A 19,449-nucleotide genomic window follows, 5' to 3' on the forward strand; every position below is an offset into this window, starting at 1 on the left:
CGCAGTGGTGCGACGCCCACCACGGCACCCCCTGGTGGCAGGGCGGCCACACGTCGCTGGCCAACACCGCCCTGCTCTGCGGCCGGCACCACACCTTGGTCCACGACCGCGACCTGACCTGCACCATCACCGACACCCACGTCACCTGGCACCTCTGACGGCCCCGCCCCACACCCCGCTCACCGGCGGGGCCTGCAGCGCGTCCGGGGTCCCGCGCGACCGCTCGTTCTAGCGCCGCTGGAGGCGGAACCGGACTTGCTGCCCCGGCACAGCCTGCGCCGCACGGTCCACGTCGGCCTCGAGCACCACGGCCACCACCGGGTAGCCGCCGGTCACCGGGTGGTCGGCGAGGAACAGCACAGGCTGTCCACCCGGCGGCACCTGCACGGCCCCTCTCACCAAGCCTTCGCTGGGCAGCTCCGCACCGGTGCGGTCCGGGTGGCGCTCCAAGGGGTCGCCGTCGAGGCGCAGACCCACGCGGTCGCTGTGCAACGAGACCGTCCACGTCTGCCGCTCCAGTGCGGGTGGGTCGGCCAGCCAGTGGTCGCGGTGCCCGAGCAGGGCCCGGAGGACGACCACGCCTTCGGTGGGGTCCGCGACCGGAGCGACGTCGACGGTCGGCTCGCCAACTGGTGGCTCTACCGGCAGCACGTCTCCCGGCTTGAGGGGTGCTGGACCGATGCCGGAGAGGGTGTCGGTCGACCGGGACCCGAGCACCGGTGCGACGGCGAAGCCGCCTCGCACGGACAGGTACGTCCGCAGTCCCGTGGTGGGCTGGCCGATCCGCAGGACCTGGCCGCCGCGGAGCAGGAACGGTGCGGCGTGCGGGGCAGGGCGGTCATCAACCGTCGCCGGGCCGGGGGCGCCCGTGAGCACCACCGTCACACTGCCGCGCGCCCGCACCGACAGGCCCCCGTACGTCGCCTCGACCGCGGCGTGCGCCGGTCCCTGCCCGAGCAGGCGTGCGCCGAGCAGGAAGGAGCCCCGGTCTGCGGCACCGGAGCGCCCGACCCCCTGAGCCGCCAGGCCGGGTCGTCCCAGGTCCTCCAGCAGCGCGAGCGGACCGGTCTCGAGCACCTCCAGCTCGGCGTGCAGGTTCACGGCACGCCACCACTCGTGGTCGCGTCGACGAACTGCACGCTTGCCCCCGGCTGGAGCAGTGCCGGCGGGTCGCGGTCGACGTCCCACAGCACCACGTCGGTCTCGCCGATCACCTGCCAGCCGCCGGGGGAGGACCGGGGATAGATTCCGCTGAACGGCCCGGCCAGTCCCACGGCGCCCGCAGGCACCCGGGTGCGTGGCTCCGCGCGGCGCGGGACCTCCAGCCGAGGGTCGCCGCCGACCAGGTAGGAGAACCCCGGGGCGAAGCCGCCGAACCCCACGGTCCACGGCTGCCCGGTGTGCGCCTCGACCACCTCTGCCGGCGAGAGACCCGTCAGCCCAGCAACGTCCGCGAGGTCAGGACCGTTGTAGCGCACGGGTATTCGCACCGTAGGGCCGTCTGAGGGGATAGGAGCCCCGGGCTCCGGGGGCTGCCATGCTCGCAGGAGGGCTCCCACATGGTCTCGAAGGCGAGGGAGATCCGCGGGGGTGTCGGCGACGAGCAGCAGCGTCCGGGCAGCGGGCACCACGTCGAGGAGGCCGAGGACACCCCCGCCCTGGCGTCGCTCGGTCACGGCCTCGTGCAGGGCAAGCACCTGGCCGAGGTCGGCCAGCTCGACGATCAGCGCGGTGTCACCGTAGGGGAGCAGGACGGCCCGAGCCGTCATGGGATGAACGGGGCGAGCTCGACGCCGGCCGAGGCCAGTGCCTCCCGCACCGCGGTGGCGATCGCGACGGCCCCGGGCGTGTCGCCGTGCACGCACACCGAGTCGGCGGCCATCTCGATGTCGGTGCCGTCGACCGCGGTGACCTTGCCCTCGGTGACGAGCCTGACGATGCGCTCGGCGACCTCCTGCGGGTCGTGCAGCAGGGCGCCCGGCTGGCTGCGAGCGACGAGCGTGCCCTCGGGGGTGTACCCACGGTCGGCGAACGCCTCGGTGACGGTGCGCAGCCCGGCGTCGGCGGCGAGCTCGAGCAGCACCGACCCGGGCAGCCCGAGGAGGGCGAGGGTCGGGTCGTAGCGCCGCACGGCCTCGACGACGGCAGCCGCCTGCGACTCGTGGTGCACCACCGCGTTGTAGAGGGCGCCGTGCGGCTTGACGTAGCGCACGACCGTGCCCGCCGCTGCGCACATGCCCTGCAGCGCCCCGATCTGGTAGACCACCTCGGCGGTCAGCTCGGCGGGCTCGACATCCATGAACCGCCGCCCGAACCCGGCGAGGTCGCGGTAGGCCACCTGGGCACCGACGACGACGCCTCGGGCCGCCGCCTGCTCGCAGGTGCGCAGCAGCCCCGCCGGGTCGCCGGCGTGGAACCCGCACGCGATGTTGGCGCTGGTGACCAGGCCCAGCACCGCCTCGTCGTCACCGAGCTCCCACCGGCCGAAGGACTCGCCGAGGTCGGAGTTGAGGTCGATGCGCGGCCGGCTCGTCACAGCACCGAGGCTACCCGCGCAGGAGGCTCGAGTGGTCGGCCAAGAGGGCGGTTGCCGCCTCGAGCGCAGCGGTCAGGCGGGCCCGGCGCCGGCCCAGCTGCAGCACCACGCGGTCGAGCTCGGACTGCAGCCCCGTGCGGCGCGCCTCGCGTGCCGCGAGCGCGTCCTCGTCGGCGACCCCGCTGACCCCCCACCGCAGGACGACGCGCCCGTCCTGGATCGACAGGCCCGCCACCTGCGCCCGTTCCTCGAGGGCGCGGACCTCCTGCAGCGACTCGGCGAGGTCGGTCGCGTGGTCCTGGAGCATGGCCCCGGCGCGGTCGAGCTCCGCCGCAGCGGCAGTCGTGGCCTCGACAACCGTCGCGGAGCCCCGCCCGACGGTGCGCGCCACCCGCCCGGACCACTCGTCCGCGAGTTCGGCCTGTGCGGCCTGCACCTGGGAGCCCGCAGCGCGCAGCTGGGACGCGAGCCTGCGCAGCGAACCACCGACCTGCGAGCAGCTGGCCGGGTCGCCGTGCACCGCCGCGCTCATCGGAACGCCGCCACCCTGACTGGGACCGCCATGCCCACTGGCACCGCTGTACTCATCGGAAGAGCCCCTTGCGTGGCGGAGCCGAGGCGTCGTCCGTCGCGGTCTCGCGGGCAGGGGTGGCGGGCAGCGACGAGGCGGCGATGCGCAGCCGTCCCGCGAGCTCGGTGCTCTCGGTGTCGAGGGCCCGCAGCGTGTCGGCGAGCTGGTCGAGGAAGCCGTCGAGCGCGTTCTGGGTGAGCCGGTCGCCGACCTCGGGGACGTGGCCGAGCACTTCCTCGGCGCCCTCGCGCGCGACGGCCCGCAGTGCCTCGAGCGCGGCACCGAGCGCAAGGAGCCGTTCGGGGCCCACGGACGACGACGGCATACCGACACTGTAGTGACGCATGGGAAACGGCCCCCGCCGTTACCCACACGAGGTGGGCGGCGAGGGCCGTTGTCTCGGACGCGGGGCGCTGCCCCGCGTCGTCAGTACCAGTACTTGCGGCCGCCGACGGCGCGACCGGTCGCGCCGAGGATGGCGAGGATCAGGCCGACCACGATGAGGATGATCCCGATCGTCGTGAGGATCGAGATGCTGGCCAGCCACCCGATGAGGACGAGGATGATGCCGAGGACAATCACGTGCTACTCCTTTGTCCGTAAGGAACGTGGTGCCACTGTGGCACCAACTTTCCCTGAAACCTAGTGTGACCTGCCGGAATCCGCGCGGCGAGTTCTGGTGCTTCCGACGGAGGACCTGCGCCCGTCTGGTTGAGCGCTAGGCTCGTCCCGGGCGCACAACGGCGTGCGGCCCACCCGACGACCGGAGGATCACGACCACAAGCATGTCTGCATCGTTGGAGCAGTCTCGAGAGCAGTTGTTGCACGCAGCAGCCGAACTGGGCGCCCATGCGGGGGGTGAAGGGCTCGAGACGTTCCTGCAGGGCTACTACCGCCACGTGGCGACCGAGGACCTGCTCGCCCGTGCCCCGGAGGACCTCCTCGGCGCGGCCACCCACCACATGGAGCTGGCGCGGACCCGGCCCGTCGGCACGGTGAACGTCGAGGTGTTCAACCCCGAGGTCGAGGAGCAGGGGTGGGCGAGCGCGCACACCGTCGTGCAGGTCGTCACCGACGACATGCCCTTCCTGGTCGACTCCGTCACGTCGGAGCTGAGCCGCATGGGCCGCACCGTGCACCTCATCGTGCACCCGCTGATGGTGGTGCGCCGCAACGCTGCCGGTGACCTCGAGGAGGTCATCGGCCGTGGCACTCGCGACTCCGGCGTCGACGCCGACACCAATGGTGGCTTCGGTGTGGTCCGCGAGTCCTGGATGCACGTCGAGGTCGACCGCGAGAGCGACCCCGAGGACCGCGCCGACATCGCCGCCAACCTGCGCCGGGTCCTCTCCGACGTGCGCGAGGCCGTCGAGGACTGGCCCAAGATGCGCGCCAAGTGCAGCGAGATCGCCGAGGCCCTGAAGACGGCCCCGCCGGCCGGCATCCCCACCGACGAGGTCGATCAGACCCGGCGCCTGCTCGACTGGCTCTCCGACAACCACTTCACCTTCCTCGGCTACCGCGAGTACCGGCTCGGCCGCGAGAACGGCACCGACGTGCTGACCGCCGTGCAGGGGTCCGGGCTCGGGCTGCTGCGCTACGACAGCAGCCCCGAGGGCGTGCGACTGAGCGAGCAGGCGAGCGCGGTGGCCCGCGAGCCGAAGCTGCTCATCGTCACCAAGGCCAACAGCCGTGCGACCGTGCACCGTTCGACCTACCTCGACTACGTCGGCATCAAGACGTTCGACGAGCAGGGCGAGGTCACCGGCGAGAAGCGCTTCCTGGGTCTGTTCACGTCCACGGCATACACCGAGTCGGTGACCCGGATCCCGGTGCTGCAGGACAAGATCAACGCGATCTTCGAGCGCACCGGCTTCGCCACCGACTCCCACTCGGGCAAGGACCTGCTCGAGGTGCTCGAGACCTACCCGCGCGACGAGCTGTTCCAGGCCGACGAGGAGGAGCTGCACGACAACACCACGGCGGTGCTGCACCTGCAGGAGCGTCGCAAGACCAAGCTGTTCCTGCGCAAGGACGAGTTCGGCCGGTTCATGTCATGCCTCGTCTACATCCCGCGCGACCGCTACAACACGGCGGTGCGGCTGCGCATGGAGACCATCCTGCGCAAGGCCTTCTCGGGCGCGAGCGTCGACTACACGACGCGCGTGTCGGAGTCGGCGCTGGCCAGGCTGCACTTCGTGGTGCGCGTGCCCCAGGGCCAGCGCATCCCCGAGGTCGACGTCGACGTGCTCGAGAAGCAGCTGATCGACGCCACCCGCACCTGGGACGAGGACCTCGCCGAGGCCGCCCGCACCGAGGTCGGCGAGGAGTCCGCCGCGCGGCTGTCAAGCCTGTACGGCAAGGCCTTCCCGGAGGCCTACAAGGAGGACTTCACCCCCCGCGTCGGGGTGGCCGACATCCGCCACATGGAGGCCCTCGACACCGACGAGACAACCGGGCTCAACATGTACCAGGAGCCTGGGGGCCCCAGCCACGAGCGCCGGTTCAAGCTCTACCGTCGCGGCCCGCTGTCGCTGACGCAGGTGCTGCCGATGTTCACCCACCTCGGCGTCGAGGTCGTCGACGAGCGGCCGTACGAGATCGACCGCGGCGACGGCGTCACCGTGCACATCTACGACTTCGGCCTGCGGGTGCGCAACGAGAAGGTCTGGACTGGCGAGGCGCGCGACCGCACCCGCGAGCTGTTCCAGGACGCCGTCGGCGCCGTGTGGAACGGCCACGCCGAGTCCGACGGGTTCAACGCCCTGGTCCTCGGCGCCGGCCTGACCTGGCGCCAGGTCGTCATCATCCGCACCGTCGCCAAATACCTGCGCCAGACCCAGTCCACGTTCAGCCAGGACTACCTCGAGAACGCGCTCGTCCAGAACCTGCCGATCGCGGCGATGCTCGTCGAGCTGTTCGAGGAGCGCTTCGACCCCAGCCGGTATGCCGGTGCGGCCGGTCCCGACCGCACCGCGGCGGAGGAGGCGGTCGCCGACCGCATCGAGAAGGCGCTCGACGCCGTGAAGTCGCTGGACCAGGACCGGATCATCCGGGCGTTCCTGGGCGTCATCCGGGCGACGCTGCGCACCAACTACTTCCAGGACAGCGGTCCTGCGGCCGTCGGTGGTCCTTCCGCGGACGGCGGTCCTTCGGCGGACGGCGGCGCCAAGTCGTACGTCAGCCTCAAGCTCAACCCCAAGGCCGTGCCCGACCTGCCGGCGCCGCGGCCGGCGTTCGAGATCTGGGTCTACAGCCCCCGCGTCGAGGGCGTGCACCTGCGGTTCGGCCCCGTGGCGCGTGGCGGCCTGCGCTGGAGCGACCGGCGCGAGGACTTCCGCACCGAGGTCCTCGGCCTGGTCAAGGCGCAGATGGTCAAGAACGCCGTCATCGTGCCGACCGGCTCCAAGGGTGGCTTCTACGCCAAGCAGCTGCCCGACCCGACCGTGGACCGTGACGCCTGGCTGGCCGAGGGCATCGCCTCGTACAAGCTGTTCATCTCGGGCCTGCTCGACATCACCGACAACCGCGTCGGCAGCGAGGTCGTGCCGCCGAAGGACGTGGTGCGCCACGACTCCGACGACCCCTACCTCGTGGTGGCGGCCGACAAGGGCACGGCGACCTTCTCCGACATCGCCAACGGCGTGGCCCAGTCCTACGGCTTCTGGCTCGACGACGCGTTCGCCTCGGGCGGCAGCGCCGGCTACGACCACAAGGCGATGGGCATCACCGCCCGCGGCGCCTGGGAGTCGGTCAAGCGGCACTTCCGTGAGATGGGCGTCGACACCCAGACGCAGGACTTCACCGCCGTCGGCATCGGCGACATGAGCGGTGACGTCTTCGGCAACGGCATGCTGCTCTCGGAGCACATCCGCCTCGTGGCTGCGTTCGACCACCGGCACATCTTCATCGACCCCGACCCCGACGCGGCGCGGTCCTACCCGGAGCGCAAGCGGCTGTTCGAGCTGCCGCGCTCGTCGTGGGCCGACTACGACGAGTCGCTCATCAGCAAGGGCGGCGGCGTCTTCGACCGTTCGCTGAAGTCGGTGACGGTCACCCCGGAGATGGTGGAGGCGCTCGGCCTGCCGCAGGGCACCGAGCACATGACGCCGGCCGAGCTGATGAAGGCCATCCTGCAGGCGCCGGTCGACCTGCTGTGGAACGGCGGCATCGGCACCTACGTCAAGGCCTCCACCGAGGAGAACTCGGCCATCGGCGACCGCGCCAACGACGCGATCCGGGTCAACGGCCACCAGCTGCGCTGCAAGGTCGTCGGTGAGGGCGGCAACCTCGGCTTCTCGCAGCTCGGACGCATCGAGGCGTCGCTGCACGGCGTGCGGATCAACACCGACGCGATCGACAACTCGGCGGGCGTCGACACCTCCGACCATGAGGTGAACATCAAGATCCTGCTCACCGGGCTGACCCGCGACGGCGACATGACGCTCAAGCAGCGCAACACGCTGCTCGCGTCGATGACCGACGACGTCGCTGCCTCGGTGCTGCGCGACAACTACGAGCAGAACGTCCTGCTCGGCAACGCCCGGGCCCAGGAGCACGGCATGCTGCCGGTGCACCAGCGCCTCATCCACTGGCTGGAGGAGCGCGGCGACCTCGACCGCGAGCTCGAGTTCCTGCCGTCGGACGCCGAGCTCGACCGGCGCGCCAGCGAGGGCCTGGGCCTGAAGTCGCCGGAGTTCTCGGTCCTCGTGGCCTACTCGAAGCTGGCCCTCAAGGAGGACCTGCTCAGCTCCGAGCTGCCCGACGACCCGTGGTTCCAGGCGACGCTGGCCGGCTACTTCCCGCGGCCGATCCGCGAGCAGTTCCCCGAGCAGATCAACCAGCACCCGCTGCGCCGCGAGATCATCACCAACGCGGTGGTGAACTCGATGGTCAACCGCGGTGGCATCACGTTCGCCTTCCGGGCCATGGAAGAGACAGGCGCCAACCCCGAGCAGATCGCGCGGGCCTTCGTCGTGGCGCGCGAGATCTTCGACCTGCCCGGCTTCGTCGCCGAGGTCCAGGCGCTCGACAACCAGGTGGGCACCGACGTCCAGACCCAGCTCTACCTCGAGTTCCGCCGGCTCATCGACCGCTCGATCCGGTGGTTCCTCACGTCGCGGCCGTCGCGCCTCGACGTCGCCAGCGAGGTGGCCCGCTACCAGGACGTCGTGCGCGACTTCGCACCGCAGATCCCCGCCATGCTCAAGGGCGCTGAGGTGAAGCGCATGGAGCGCAACGCCCTCGCCTACGAGCACCTCGGGGTCCCGGAGGAGCTCGCTCGCCGCTCGGCCAGCCTGCTCGACCAGTTCTCGCTGCTCGACCTCGTCGACATCTGCTCCGACACCGGCGAGCAGCCGGACAGCGTCGCGGCGCTCTACTTCACCGTGTCGGAGAAGTTCAGCATCGACCTCATGCTCGGGCGGGTCACCAACCTGCCGCGTGACGACCGGTGGGACGCGCTCGCGCGCGGTGCGCTGCGCGACGACCTGTATGCCGTGCTGGAGTCACTGGTGCGCTCCGTCATCGAGGCGAGCGACGCCGAGAAGGAGCCGGCGGAACGGTACGAGCAGTGGGCGAAGGCGAACGCCGAGTCGCTGACCCGGGCCCGCACCGCGCTGGCCGGCATCGAGCGGCTGGAGCGGCCGAACATCGCCGCGTTGTCGGTGGCGCTGCGCACCCTGCGCTCCGTGATCCGCGCCGGTGCCGCGGCGTCCTGACGCTGCCGTGGTGACGCGGCCGTGGTGACGCTGGGTCGGCTCGTCGAGCTGTGGCGCTTCCCCGTGAAGTCGATGGCGGGGGAGCGCCTCACCTCGGTCGAGGTCGACGACCGTGGCCTCGTCGGCGACCGCGAGTGGGCGGTCTACGACGAGGAGGGCCGGCTCGCGAGCGGCAAGCGCACCAACCGGTTCCGGCGCATGGACGAGGTGTTCACCCTCTCCGCGCGCACGGTCGACGACCACGTCGAGGTGCTCCTGCCGGACGGTCGCCAGGTCGTCGCCGGCGAGGGCCCGGCGGACCTCGCGCTGTCGGACCACTTCGGCGAGGAGGTCGAGCTCGCACCGGAGGCCGACATCGCCCACCAGGACGCCGGACAGGTGAGCCTCGTCGGCACGGCCACCCTGCGCGAGCTCGGCACGATGTGTGGGCTCGACGAGCCCGTCGACCCGCGGCACCTGCGGGCCAACCTCGTCGTGGAGACGGCCGAGCCCTTCGAGGAGGAGGGCTGGGTCGACCGCGAGGTGCGCGCCGGCCAGGTGGTGCTGCGGGTGGTGGAGCGCATCGAGCGCTGCCGGATGGTCGACCTCGAGCAGGTGGGCCTGCCTGCGCTCGGGGGGCTGCTCAAGGTGGTCGGCGCCGAGCGCGACCTGTGCGCCGGCGTCTACGCCGACGTCGTGGAGTCCGGTGCGATCGCCGAGGGCGACCAGCTGACGGGCTGACGGCCGAGGCCCGCGCGGCCGTGGTTAGGCTGCCTGTCGTGCCGACCCTCAACGAGTCGCTCTCCCAGGCCACCGACCTCGCCCCGGCGGAGGTGGAGTGGCTGCACCTGCTCGTCGGCGACTGGCAGCTGCTCTCCGACCTGTCGTTCGCCGACCTCGTGCTGTGGGTTCCCGGCGGGGTCGAGGGCTGGCTCGCCGTGGCGCACGTGCGGCCGACCACCGGGCAGATGGTCTTCTTCGAGGACGTCGTCGGTCGCCGCAGCCACCGGGGCCGCCACGCACTGCTCGACCAGGCCTACGCCGGGCAGCGCATCGTGCGCGCCAAGGAGCCGACCTTCCGCGACGACATGCCCGTCCGGGAGGAGGCCATCCCCGTCGTGAAGGGGGGCCGGGCACTGGCCGTGCTGACGCGGCATACCAACCTCGCCGCCATGCGGACCCCGAGCCGGCTCGAGCTCACCTACCAGGCCATCGCCGACGCCCTCGCACGGATGATCGCGGCCGGCGAGTTCCCGCACGCGTCGGCGCCCACCGGGCTGCGGCGCGGCGCGCCCCGCGTCGGTGACGGTGTCATCCGCCTCGACGTGGGCGGCGTGGTGACCTACGCCAGCCCGAACGCGCTGTCGGCGATCCACCGGCTCGGCCACGTCGGCGACGTGATCGGCGAGCTCCTCGCCAAGGTGGTGGCCGACCAGCTGCGGGAGGAGTCGCCGGTCGACGAGTCGCTCGCCCTGGTCGTCACCGGGCGCGCCCCCTGGCGCACGGAGGTCACGGCGCGAGGTGCCAGCGTCTCGATGCGCGCGATCCCGCTCACCGAGGGCGGCCAGCGCACCGGTGCGCTGCTGCTGCTGCGCGACGTGTCAGAGCTGCGCAGGCGCGAGCGGGAGCTCATCACCAAGGACGCGACCATCCGCGAGATCCACCACCGGGTGAAGAACAACCTGCAGACCGTGGCCGCCCTGCTGCGCCTGCAGGCCCGGCGCCTCCCGGAGGGGGAAGGGCGCATGGCGCTGGAGGAGGCGGTCCGTCGGGTGGGCGTCATCGCCCTGGTGCACGACACGCTCAGCCAGGGTTTCGACGAGCGGGTGAACTTCGACGAGATCGCCAGCAAGGGGCTCAAGGCCGTCGTCGAGGTCGCCCGCGCCGAGCAGCCCATCCACGCGCACATCGTCGGCGAGTTCGGCATGCTGCGCGCCGAGGACGCCACGGCGCTCGCGATGATCCTCTCCGAGCTCATCCAGAACGCCGCCGAGCACGCCCTCGCCGAGCGCGGCGGCACCGTCGAGGTGGCCGCCAAGCGCATGGGCGAGGACGCCAACCAGACCCTCGAGGTGACCATCACGGACGACGGGGCCGGCCTTCCGGAGGACTTCGCGCCGGGCCGCTCCGGGCTCGGGACGCAGATCGTGCAGTCGCTCGTGCAGGACCTGCGCGGGCGGATCACCTGGGAGCCCGCCGAGCCGCGGGGGACCCGCGTGCGGTTCATCGCACGGCTGCGCCCGCTGAGCCGCGACGCCTCTGTCTGAGCGGGGCCGGGCACGTGGGACCGACGCCGCTGGGACCGTGCACGCTGGGGCGGGCACGCTGGGACCGTGCACGCTGGGCGGGCACAGAAGCGCCGCGCGGGGAAGGTCCCCAGCGCGGCGTGTGGAGGTGAGGTCAGCCGGCGCGACGGGCGCGGGCGTTGCGGCGCTTGAGTGCTCGGCGCTCGTCCTCGGACATGCCGCCCCAGACGCCGGCGTCCTGACCGGACTCGATGGCCCACTTCAGGCAGGTGTCGACCACCTCGCAGCGTCGGCAGACAGCCTTGGCTTCCTCGATCTGGAGGATGGCAGGCCCGGTGTTACCGATGGGGAAGAACAGCTCAGGGTCCTCGTCGAGGCAGGCAGCGCGGTCGCGCCAGTCCATGAAGATCGTGCTCCTTGTCATTGCGGGGTGTCGCAGGGGTGCCGCAGGGGTGGTCGGCTGGCAAGGCGCGTCATTGCGTCGTGCAGGGGGAAGTGCGTCGTGCAGTCATGCACCGCTACGGGCCGCACAGCCGATCGGCCATGCTAGCGAAGCAGCACACGGTGTGGGGAGGATGAAACGCGGGGGGTGCGGACATTCTCGAGGAAGACACACGTCTCTGCCAACGGAAAGCGGCGTCTTTGTGTTCCACTGTCACAGATCACACCGGTTTTTCCCAGAGGTTTCTTGCAGGAAAAGTCTCGACGACCTGAGGGATTGGTCACAGTCGGCCATCGGGGCCGCCGAATCTGCGGCGGGGACGGCTCGTCGCGCTCGACTAGCCTGACTGCCGTGACCGACGCCCCCCGCCCGTCCGACCGCCCGTCGTCCCACAGCGTGGACCGCCGTCCCCGACTGGTGGCCGCTGCGGTGTGTGCCCTGCAGGGACTGTTCCTCCTCGGGTTCTGCGTGTGGTCCCTCGTCGAGCTCTCGTCGTCCGGGTCGGACAACCCGTCACGCGTGGTGATGGAGGTGCTGCTGGTGGCGGTCTTCGCGGTCGGCCTGCTCGCCCTGGGCCGGTACTGGGTCGTGGGCGCCGACTGGCCGAGGACGCCCACGATCGTGTGGAACGCCCTGCTGCTCCCGGTGGCTTGGGGCCTGGTCCAGAGCGAGCGGATCCTGATCGCGCTGGCCGTCGCCCTCGTAGCCCTCATCGGCATCGGTTCCGCCGTGGCTGCCGGCAGCTCGGACCGTTCGGGCTCCACGCCGGCCTGAGCTCACGCAGGCCTGAGCTCGCGCCGGCCTGAGCTCGCGCCGGCCTGATCGCACGTCGGCCCGGCCTCATACCGGTTGAGCGAACCGGCTGTCCTCGCGGCGGCGGACCTCCGCGTCGGCGACCGCCACCTGGACGTCGACCGGACCGGCGGCGGTCACGAGGAGCCCACGACCTGGCACGCGGTCCCTGTCGGCACTGGCGTGCCCTCGACCGGCGGCCAACCCGAACAGCTCACCGTCATTGGTACCCCGAGCGCCGAGCAGCAGGCCCACCTGGCTCCGGGCGACCTCGACCGCCACGCCGCGGTACTGCGTGAGCAGGGTGCCGGTGCTCGCCGAGCACACGACCAGTCCGTGGCCCTGCCGGGCCGCCCGTGCCAGCTCACGCAGCACCGGCTCGACGGGGGTGTCGAGCAGCTGGTCGGCGTCGTCGACGAGCACGGCGAGGTCGGGGTTGGTCCGTCGTGCGGCAACCAGCGCGTCGGTGTCGTCGACTCCCGCCCAGACGGACACCGCGGGGTGGTCCCGCAGGCGGTCCAGCGGGCCGCGGCGCGTGCTGACGACCGCCAGCGGGTGACCGAGATGTGCCAGGCCCTCGCCGAGGGTGCACAGGGCGGTCGACTTGCCGCTGCGGGACGACCCGGCCACGAGCCAGAGTGGGCCGTCCCGGTGCGGGTCCAGCCCGACGACGTCGAGCTCGTCACCGCCGACTCCCACTGGCACGGCTGGTCGGCGCGACGGCGTCGACGCCGTTTGTTCAACTGTGTGGCCGGCAGTGTGGTCGGGATCGTGGCCGGGATCGTGGCCCTGGGTGTGGCTGTGGATCACGTCGGTCCGGGGCACTCGTTCCGGCAGCGGCTCCACCCGCAGGGGCCGCGACCCGGGCCTGGGCTCCGACCCCAGTCCGTCGTGCCACATCGCTGGCACCCCGGCGGGACCCGATGCCGCCACGGCCTCCAGTCCGTGGATGGGACCGACCGATGGGGCGGCCAGCTGCACCTCAGTTCCGTCCGGGCAGAGGACCGCCCGCCCCGGCGGCTGCTCGACCGGCATTGCGGAGCGAGCCAGCCCCAGCAGGACCGCCTCCGTCGGATCGGCGAGTCGCAGCACGAGCCGTTCGGTGAAGAGGGAGGCGAGCCGGCCGTGCATCAAGGCACGCTCGCCGGTGACGGCGGTCCGCAGGCCGACCCCGCTCCCGTCGCGCAGCAGCGCGACGATGCGCTCGGTGAGCAGGCCGTGGTCGACCGCGTCGAGGTCATGCGCCACGAGGTCCCAGTCGTCGACGAGCAGCAGCATGAGGGGATGCGCCGCCACTGCGTCGGCCCGCCTGCGAGCCACCTCCCGCTCGAGCCGTCGGACCAGGCGCTCGAGCCGGCCACGGTCGTCCCGCGGGACCACGGCACCCGTGTGCGGCAGCGAGCTGAGGTCACGCAGCCCACCCCGGCCGCCGTCGACGGCATACAGGTGCAGCCGGTGCGGGCCGAGGAGGCGCGCGGCCTCGGTGGCGAGCAGCCGCAGGAAGCCGGTGCGGCCACTGCCGCTGGTGCCGATGGCGGCCCAGTGACCGGGACGGGTGAAGTCCCACACCAATGGTCGCTGCTCCTGCTGCGACGGCAGGTCCACCAAGCCGAGTGCGACGACAGGGCTGGAGGGGTCTGCCGCATGCCTGACCTCCTCCGCGGGCAGGTGCTCCGGCAGCGGCGCCAGCCACGGGGAGGGGACCGGCTCGGCCGAGACCATTGCCGTGGCGGCACGGAGGCTGGCGACGACATCGGCCAGATCGCCTGCCGACTGGGCCGAATCTGGCTCGGGTGAAGCTGACCGGGGTGACGCTGACATGGCGGGTGCCTGGGGCTGCTCGTCGGCCCGCGGCGCCGGAGCGGCTCCCGACGGCACGGGGCGCTCGGTCCAGGCAGCGGCGGCGACCGTGAGCGGCAGCGGTCGTGCGGCGCCGGCAACCGTGGCCGCCTGGAACGACACTGGTGGCTCACTGCCGGTGCGGGCGAGGGCCCGGCCGGGGGTCCGCTCGCTGATGCCGGCCGCAGCGGGGTCGTCGATGACGTCGTCGGAGTCGGCCCGGTCGCGCACGCGCAGCGCGATCCGCAGGTGGACGTTGGCCTTGATGTCGGCGGAGACCACTCCAGCGGGTCGTTGGGTGGCGAGCACCAGGTGCACGCCGAGGGAGCGCCCGACCGCGGCGATGCGCACCAGGCCGGCGAGGAAGTCGGGGTACTCCTCGGCGAGCACGCGGAACTCGTCGATCACGATGACCAGCCTCGGGACCGGTGGGGTGCCGCGGCCCCGACGCTGGTCCCACTCCTCGAGGTCGCGGGCGCCGACCGACGCGAAGAGCGCCTCACGACGCTTGAGCTCTGCTGTGAGCGAGGTGAGGGCACGAGTCGCCAGGTGTGCGTCGAGGTCCGTGACCATGCCCACGGTGTGCGGCAGACGGGCGCACTCGCGGAAGGCCGCGCCGCCCTTGTAGTCGACGAGCACGAAGGCGAGCCGGTCCGGTCGGTTGACGGCAGCGAGCCCGGTGACGAGGGTGCGGAGCAGCTCGGACTTGCCCGACCCGGTCGTGCCCCCGACCAGCACGTGCGGGCCGTCGCGCCGCAGGTCGATGGTGCACGGGCCGCCGGTGGTGACGCCGATGGGCACCTCGGTCGAGGCGGGCCGGACCGTCCACCGCTGGGCCACCGACGTGGCGTCCCGGGCGTCGCAGGGCAGCAGGTCGAGCAGCGACACGGCGTCCGGCAGCGCGCTCTCCTCGTCGGGGGTGGAGTCGCGCAAAGGCGCCAGCGCTCGCGAGAGCCGGTCGGCCCACCACGACCCGACCTGGTCGACGACCAGGGAGTGTCCTCCGACGTCGTCCGCGGCCGTCAACCGCCACGAGGTCCTCGGTCCCTCCACCACCGCCTCGACCACGGCGCGGCTCTCGTTGGGCAGGCGCCCGGGGTCGTCGTCGATCGCGATGACGCCGAGCCCCACCGAGGGCCCGTCGGCGAGCAGGGCTGCGACGCCGGGGATTTCGCGCAGCTCGCCGGCGCCGACGAGCACGAGGACGGAGCGCGGGCCGCGCCAAGGTCTTGTGGCACCCGCACCCGCACCCGAACCCGAACCCGCAGCGACACCCGCACCGGCACCTGCTCCGCGCCGGCGCCGCTCCACCTCGGTCAGCAACGTCTGCACCACGTTCGCCGTGGCCTCCGCGTCGGCCTCGAGGCAGCCGAACCGACGTCCCTCCGAGGTGCGGTTGTGGGGCAGGCGGGTGACCCACTCCCACGCCGGGCCGTCTGCTCGCCGGGCGACCAGCACCCACAGCTGCACGTCGCGTGGCGAGTGGAGGGCGGCCACCTGGCCGACGAGGCCACGCCCGACCGCCTCGGCGGTCCGGGTGGGCGCGGCGACGCCGAGCACGCCGGTGGTGGCGACGGCGACCGTGCAGGGGTAGTCCGGGGACTCCAGGACCTCGGGGTCGACGTGCGGAGTCGCGTCGGCGACCCGGACCTGCGACCGGGCGCTCCAGGTGCCGAGGCGCAGGTCGAGCACGTCGGGGTCGGTGCGCCGCCGCTCCCACAACCGTGTGGACAGCCTGGCGGCGATGGCCAGCACCTCGGCGGGGTCGGGACAGCTCACCTGCCGGACGCGCCGCTCCTCCGCGAGCGCCGTTGCGGCACAGGCACGCACGCGGCACACCGCCGCGTCGTGCTCGGCGAGCTGCGCGGCATACGAGCGCTTGCCGTTGACCCGGTCGGACAGGGCGGTGGCGCCCATGAGCAGCGGCGTCATGAGCGTGAAGACGGCCAGCACGGGACTGAAGACCAGCGCGAGGACCACACCGACCGGTATCGGCGCGAGCATGGCCACCCACGGGAGGCGGCCGCGCTGGGGCCGTTGGGGCTGGGGCGGAAGCGTGAAGGTGCGCGGCTGGACCGGCTGGGCGATGCGTGGGCTGCGGTTCACGAGCCGGACCCCGTCGCGTGCGGGCTGGGCTGCTGCCGGCCGGCGCCCGGAGCTGCGCACCTGCAGCCGGCTCGAGCCCACCCGCACCGTGTCGCCGGCCTGCAGCGGGGTGCCGTTGTCGGCGACCGGCCGGTCGGCGACCCGGGTTCCGTTGGTGGACCCGGCATCGCGCACCCGGACCCCGTCGTCGGTCACCGTGATGGCGGCGTGGGAGCGCGAGAGGTCGGGGTCGGCCAGGGGGAGGTCTGCCGAGGTGCCGCGCCCGAGCCGGAGCGTGCCGGGGCGGAGGGGGAGCTCTCGCCCCGCGTCGGGCCCGGACACCACCGCGAGGGTGAGACCGCCGGGCCTGCGGTCCGTCCTGCTGGGGTCCGTCGGCGCCGGGCGCTCGCGCACCGGCGCGATGGTCAGGACGGCACCGTCGACCAGCTCGCCCTCGCCCACCCGCATGGAGGGCGTGAGCGGCGAGCCGTGGGCCACCAGCGACCAGTCGGTGCCGAGCGAGCCGGCCGGCACGTCAGGTCCGAGCAGTCCGCGCAGGGCGCCGACGAGGTCGGCGACCGTTGAGGAGGGTGGTGCGTCGACCACCACCTCGGCCGGCGGGCGGCCGCCGCGTTCCCACACCACCGTCATCTGCAGGTGCATGGCACCCGACGGTAGGCAGTTCCGACGATCGGCCCGCGCGCTTGTCCACAGCCTCCCTGGACGCGAAGGGCGGTCGGGGTCGGCCTCGGCCGGTGCCAGGTCAGCCGCAGGTCAGCTGCGGGTCAGAGCGTGCCTCCCCGCAGGAGGATGCGGGCGCCCTCCTGCCAGTGCGGGTCGCCACAGCCGGTGTAGTTGGTCCAGGTCGCGCCGAGCCGCAGCGCGATGCAGTCGGCCGCCCGCTCCAGCCCGGTGACCGTCGTGCCGCCGAACCAGCGCACCATGTCGCTGCTGTACCGCGTGTAGGGCCCGTAGCCGGTGCCGTAGTTGGCGATGACCACGGCGTGACCGTACTCGTGGGCGGCGACCGAGTAGAGCTTGCCGGCCGGCACGGTGGGGGAGATGTAGATGTTCGCCGCACCGGGCTGGTTGGCGTCGGTGATGCCGTAGTGGCCGAACCGCGAGGTGACGTGCCAGCGGGCGATGCCGTCGCGGTACCCGGGGATCGCCGCGATCGCCCGGTTCAGCGCCGGCCAGCTCGTGCGGGCCGGTGCTGCGGTGGCGGCGGCGCGAGAGGCCGAGCGGGCGGCCCGCGCCTTCGCCGCCGCGGCTGCCTGGGCACGGGCGACGGCCCGTGCCTTGGCCTTCGCCTGGGCGGCCCTTCGGGCTGCCTGGTATGCCGCCGCCTTGCGTGCCGCTGCCTGCTGGACGGCCTTTCGCTCGGCTGCCCGGGCTGCGGCCTTGGCCTGCACGGCGCGGGCCCGCGCTGCGTCGGCGGCTGCACGGCGGGCGGCGGCCTCGCGGGCTTCGCGGGCTTCGCGGGCGAGGGCGGACTCCTGTCGGTCCGCCGCCGCCGTGGTGCGGCCGGCTGCGAGGCCACCGAGGGTGTCGTGGCCCGAGACGGGGCCGGTGGTGGCGGCGTGGCCGGCCAGGGCGGTCGCGGAGACCACGATGGCCGCGGCGGCGGCGAGCAGGGGACGGACGGGGCGGGGAGGGCGCATGCAACGGCTTTTCTGGTCGTGCGTGCTGCAGGGGGCAGCACAGGGCGCGCGGACCTGCGGGCACGCGTCAGCGCGGTGGGGGAAGGTCACGCGTCCAGCGGGGGCTGGTGATGGCGGCCCGTCTCGAGATCGGGCCCGGCCCGTCGCGGCGGTACCTGCCGCGGGCCTGTGCGGGGTCGACCGCACGCGGGACGATACCTGCTCCAACCGGCATCTCGGAAACCCGAGTCGCCTTGTGGACAAACGGCACAGCCCGGACGATTCGCCCTACGATGCCGGGAAGCGCCAGGTCACCACGATGGCCCGGCGCGGCAGGAGACGTCCGGATGAGCCGGCAGGGGGAGGGTTTCGTGGAAGCGGTGAGCCACGTCGAGGCAGAGGTGCGCGAGCTGATCCGTCGCACCGGGCTGGACCCGGCGCGCGACACCCGGGAGATCGACCGGCTGGTGCGCGAGGCGGTGGCCGACGACGACGAGCGCTCGCTCCACGGCGGGTTGCCGACGCTGCCCAGCCTCGAGACGGCCGTGAAGTCGGTGTTCGACGCGGTGGCGGGCTTCGGGCCGCTGCAGCCGTACTTCGACGACCCGGCCATCGAGGAGATCTGGATCAACGAGCCCTCGCGCGTCTTCGTCGCCCGCGGCGGTGTCGCGGAGCTGACCAACACGATCCTGACCGACGACGACGTGCGCGACCTCGTCGAGCGCATGCTCAAGACCTCGGGTCGTCGCGTCGACCTGTCGTCGCCGTTCGTCGACGCCGTGCTGCCGGACGGCTCGCGGCTGCACGTGGTCATCCCGGACATCACCCGGGCGCACTGGCACGTCAACATCCGCAAGTTCGTCGTCAAGGCCGACCACCTCGACGACCTCGTCGCACTCGGCACCCTGACGCGCCAGGCTGCCCGCTTCCTCGAAGCGGCGGTGGTCAGTGGGCTCAACATCCTGGTGGCCGGCGGGACCCAGGCGGGCAAGACCACCCTCCTGAACTGCCTGAGCGCGGCGATCCCGGCGCGCGAGCGGGTCGTCACCTGCGAAGAGGTCTTCGAGCTCAAGATCCCGCTCCGCGACGTGGCGTCCATGCAGTGCCGGCAGCCGAGCCTCGAGGGCACCGGCGAGGTCCCGCTGCGCAGGCTGGTCAAGGAGGCGCTGCGGATGCGGCCCTCACGCATCATCGTCGGCGAGGTGCGCCAGGCCGAGAGCCTCGACCTCCTCATCGCCCTCAACAGTGGCCTGCCGGGGATGTGCACGATCCACGCGAACAGCGCCCGCGAGGCCGTCACCAAGATGTGCACGCTGCCCCTGCTGGCGGGCGAGAACGTGAGCAGCCGCTTCGTGGTCCCGACGGTCGCCGGGTCGATCGACCTCGTCGCGCACGCGGCGCTCGAGCACGACGGCGTGCGCCGGGTGCGCGAGATCGCCGCGGTGCCGGGCCGGGTCGAGGGGGACGTCGTCGAGATCGCCGACCTCTTCGTGCAGCGGGACGGCGTCCTGCGCCGGGCAGATGGGTTCCCTCCGCACATCGACCGCTTCGAGCGCGCCGGCTACGACGTCTCGGCGCTGCTGGCCCAGGAATAGCAGG

The 19,449-nt window shown here is 72.7% G+C and carries 14 protein-coding genes; 5 read left to right on the forward strand and 9 right to left on the reverse strand.

Annotated elements, in window-relative coordinates; translation table 11 throughout:
* Window positions 1-228: 228 nt before the first annotated feature.
* The 6 genes from BMW78_RS06035 to BMW78_RS20715 form a co-directional block, all read right to left on the reverse strand.
* Window positions 229-1,101: a 5-oxoprolinase subunit C family protein gene (locus BMW78_RS06035; RefSeq protein WP_342707709.1), complete on the reverse strand. Its 873-nt coding sequence runs from the start codon at window positions 1,099-1,101 to the stop codon at window positions 229-231.
* Window positions 1,098-1,769 (reverse strand): 5-oxoprolinase subunit B family protein, encoded by a 672-nt coding sequence (locus BMW78_RS06040; protein WP_091757471.1) that lies wholly within the window; start codon window positions 1,767-1,769, stop codon window positions 1,098-1,100. The genes BMW78_RS06035 and BMW78_RS06040 overlap by 4 nt, the downstream gene beginning before the upstream one ends.
* Complete coding sequence (locus tag BMW78_RS06045) at window positions 1,766-2,536, reverse strand: LamB/YcsF family protein (protein ID WP_218144263.1); 771 nt, start codon at window positions 2,534-2,536, stop codon at window positions 1,766-1,768. The genes BMW78_RS06040 and BMW78_RS06045 overlap by 4 nt, the downstream gene beginning before the upstream one ends.
* A 10-nt stretch (window positions 2,537-2,546) precedes the next feature.
* Window positions 2,547-3,068 (reverse strand): hypothetical protein, encoded by a 522-nt coding sequence (locus tag BMW78_RS06050; RefSeq protein WP_091757473.1) that lies wholly within the window; start codon window positions 3,066-3,068, stop codon window positions 2,547-2,549.
* 52 nt (window positions 3,069-3,120) lie between these two features.
* Window positions 3,121-3,432 (reverse strand): hypothetical protein, encoded by a 312-nt coding sequence (locus BMW78_RS06055; RefSeq protein WP_091757475.1) that lies wholly within the window; start codon window positions 3,430-3,432, stop codon window positions 3,121-3,123.
* 101 nt (window positions 3,433-3,533) lie between these two features.
* Window positions 3,534-3,689, reverse strand: coding sequence for a DUF6131 family protein (locus BMW78_RS20715; protein WP_091757477.1), 156 nt, complete (start codon window positions 3,687-3,689; stop codon window positions 3,534-3,536).
* A 203-nt stretch (window positions 3,690-3,892) separates the two neighbouring features.
* Here BMW78_RS20715 and BMW78_RS06065 point away from each other — a divergent pair, with 203 nt between their 5' ends.
* From BMW78_RS06065 to BMW78_RS06075, 3 genes are read left to right on the forward strand one after another with little or no spacing between them, the layout of a single operon-like run.
* Complete coding sequence (locus tag BMW78_RS06065) at window positions 3,893-8,827, forward strand: NAD-glutamate dehydrogenase (RefSeq protein ID WP_091757479.1); 4,935 nt, start codon at window positions 3,893-3,895, stop codon at window positions 8,825-8,827.
* Window positions 8,828-8,848: 21 nt separating this feature from the next.
* Entirely contained in the window at window positions 8,849-9,547 is a 699-nt protein-coding gene (locus BMW78_RS06070) for an MOSC domain-containing protein (protein ID WP_091757481.1), read from the forward strand.
* Window positions 9,548-9,585: 38 nt separating this feature from the next.
* Window positions 9,586-11,073, forward strand: a complete 1,488-nt coding sequence (locus BMW78_RS06075) for a sensor histidine kinase (RefSeq protein ID WP_091757483.1) — start codon at window positions 9,586-9,588, stop codon at window positions 11,071-11,073.
* Window positions 11,074-11,206: 133 nt separating this feature from the next.
* On the opposite strand, the gene BMW78_RS06080 is transcribed toward BMW78_RS06075, so the two are convergent.
* The gene (locus BMW78_RS06080) at window positions 11,207-11,455 is read right to left on the reverse strand and encodes a WhiB family transcriptional regulator (RefSeq protein ID WP_056882623.1); all 249 of its coding nucleotides are present in this window, start codon (window positions 11,453-11,455) and stop codon (window positions 11,207-11,209) included.
* A 390-nt stretch (window positions 11,456-11,845) separates the two neighbouring features.
* On the opposite strand from BMW78_RS06080, the gene BMW78_RS06085 reads away from it, so the two are divergent.
* Window positions 11,846-12,268 carry a hypothetical protein gene (locus BMW78_RS06085; RefSeq protein ID WP_245735696.1) on the forward strand — a complete coding sequence of 141 codons (423 nt, stop codon included), beginning with the start codon at window positions 11,846-11,848 and terminating at the stop codon, window positions 12,266-12,268.
* A 66-nt stretch (window positions 12,269-12,334) separates the two neighbouring features.
* Here BMW78_RS06085 and BMW78_RS06090 read toward each other — a convergent pair whose 3' ends face one another.
* On the reverse strand, window positions 12,335-16,873 hold the full coding sequence (locus tag BMW78_RS06090) for a type VII secretion EssC family protein (protein WP_091757485.1): 4,539 nt from the start codon (window positions 16,871-16,873) through the stop codon (window positions 12,335-12,337).
* Between the two features lie 122 nt (window positions 16,874-16,995).
* Window positions 16,996-17,871, reverse strand: coding sequence for a hypothetical protein (locus tag BMW78_RS06095; RefSeq protein ID WP_091757487.1), 876 nt, complete (start codon window positions 17,869-17,871; stop codon window positions 16,996-16,998).
* Window positions 17,872-18,197: 326 nt separating this feature from the next.
* On the opposite strand from BMW78_RS06095, the gene BMW78_RS06100 reads away from it, so the two are divergent.
* Window positions 18,198-19,445: a TadA family conjugal transfer-associated ATPase gene (locus BMW78_RS06100; RefSeq protein ID WP_177180288.1), complete on the forward strand. Its 1,248-nt coding sequence runs from the start codon at window positions 18,198-18,200 to the stop codon at window positions 19,443-19,445.
* Window positions 19,446-19,449: the final 4 nt, after the last annotated feature.

Origin of the sequence: Pedococcus cremeus (assembly GCF_900111375.1) — a bacterium.
Classification (GTDB): Bacteria; Actinomycetota; Actinomycetes; order Actinomycetales; family Dermatophilaceae; genus Pedococcus_A; species Pedococcus_A cremeus.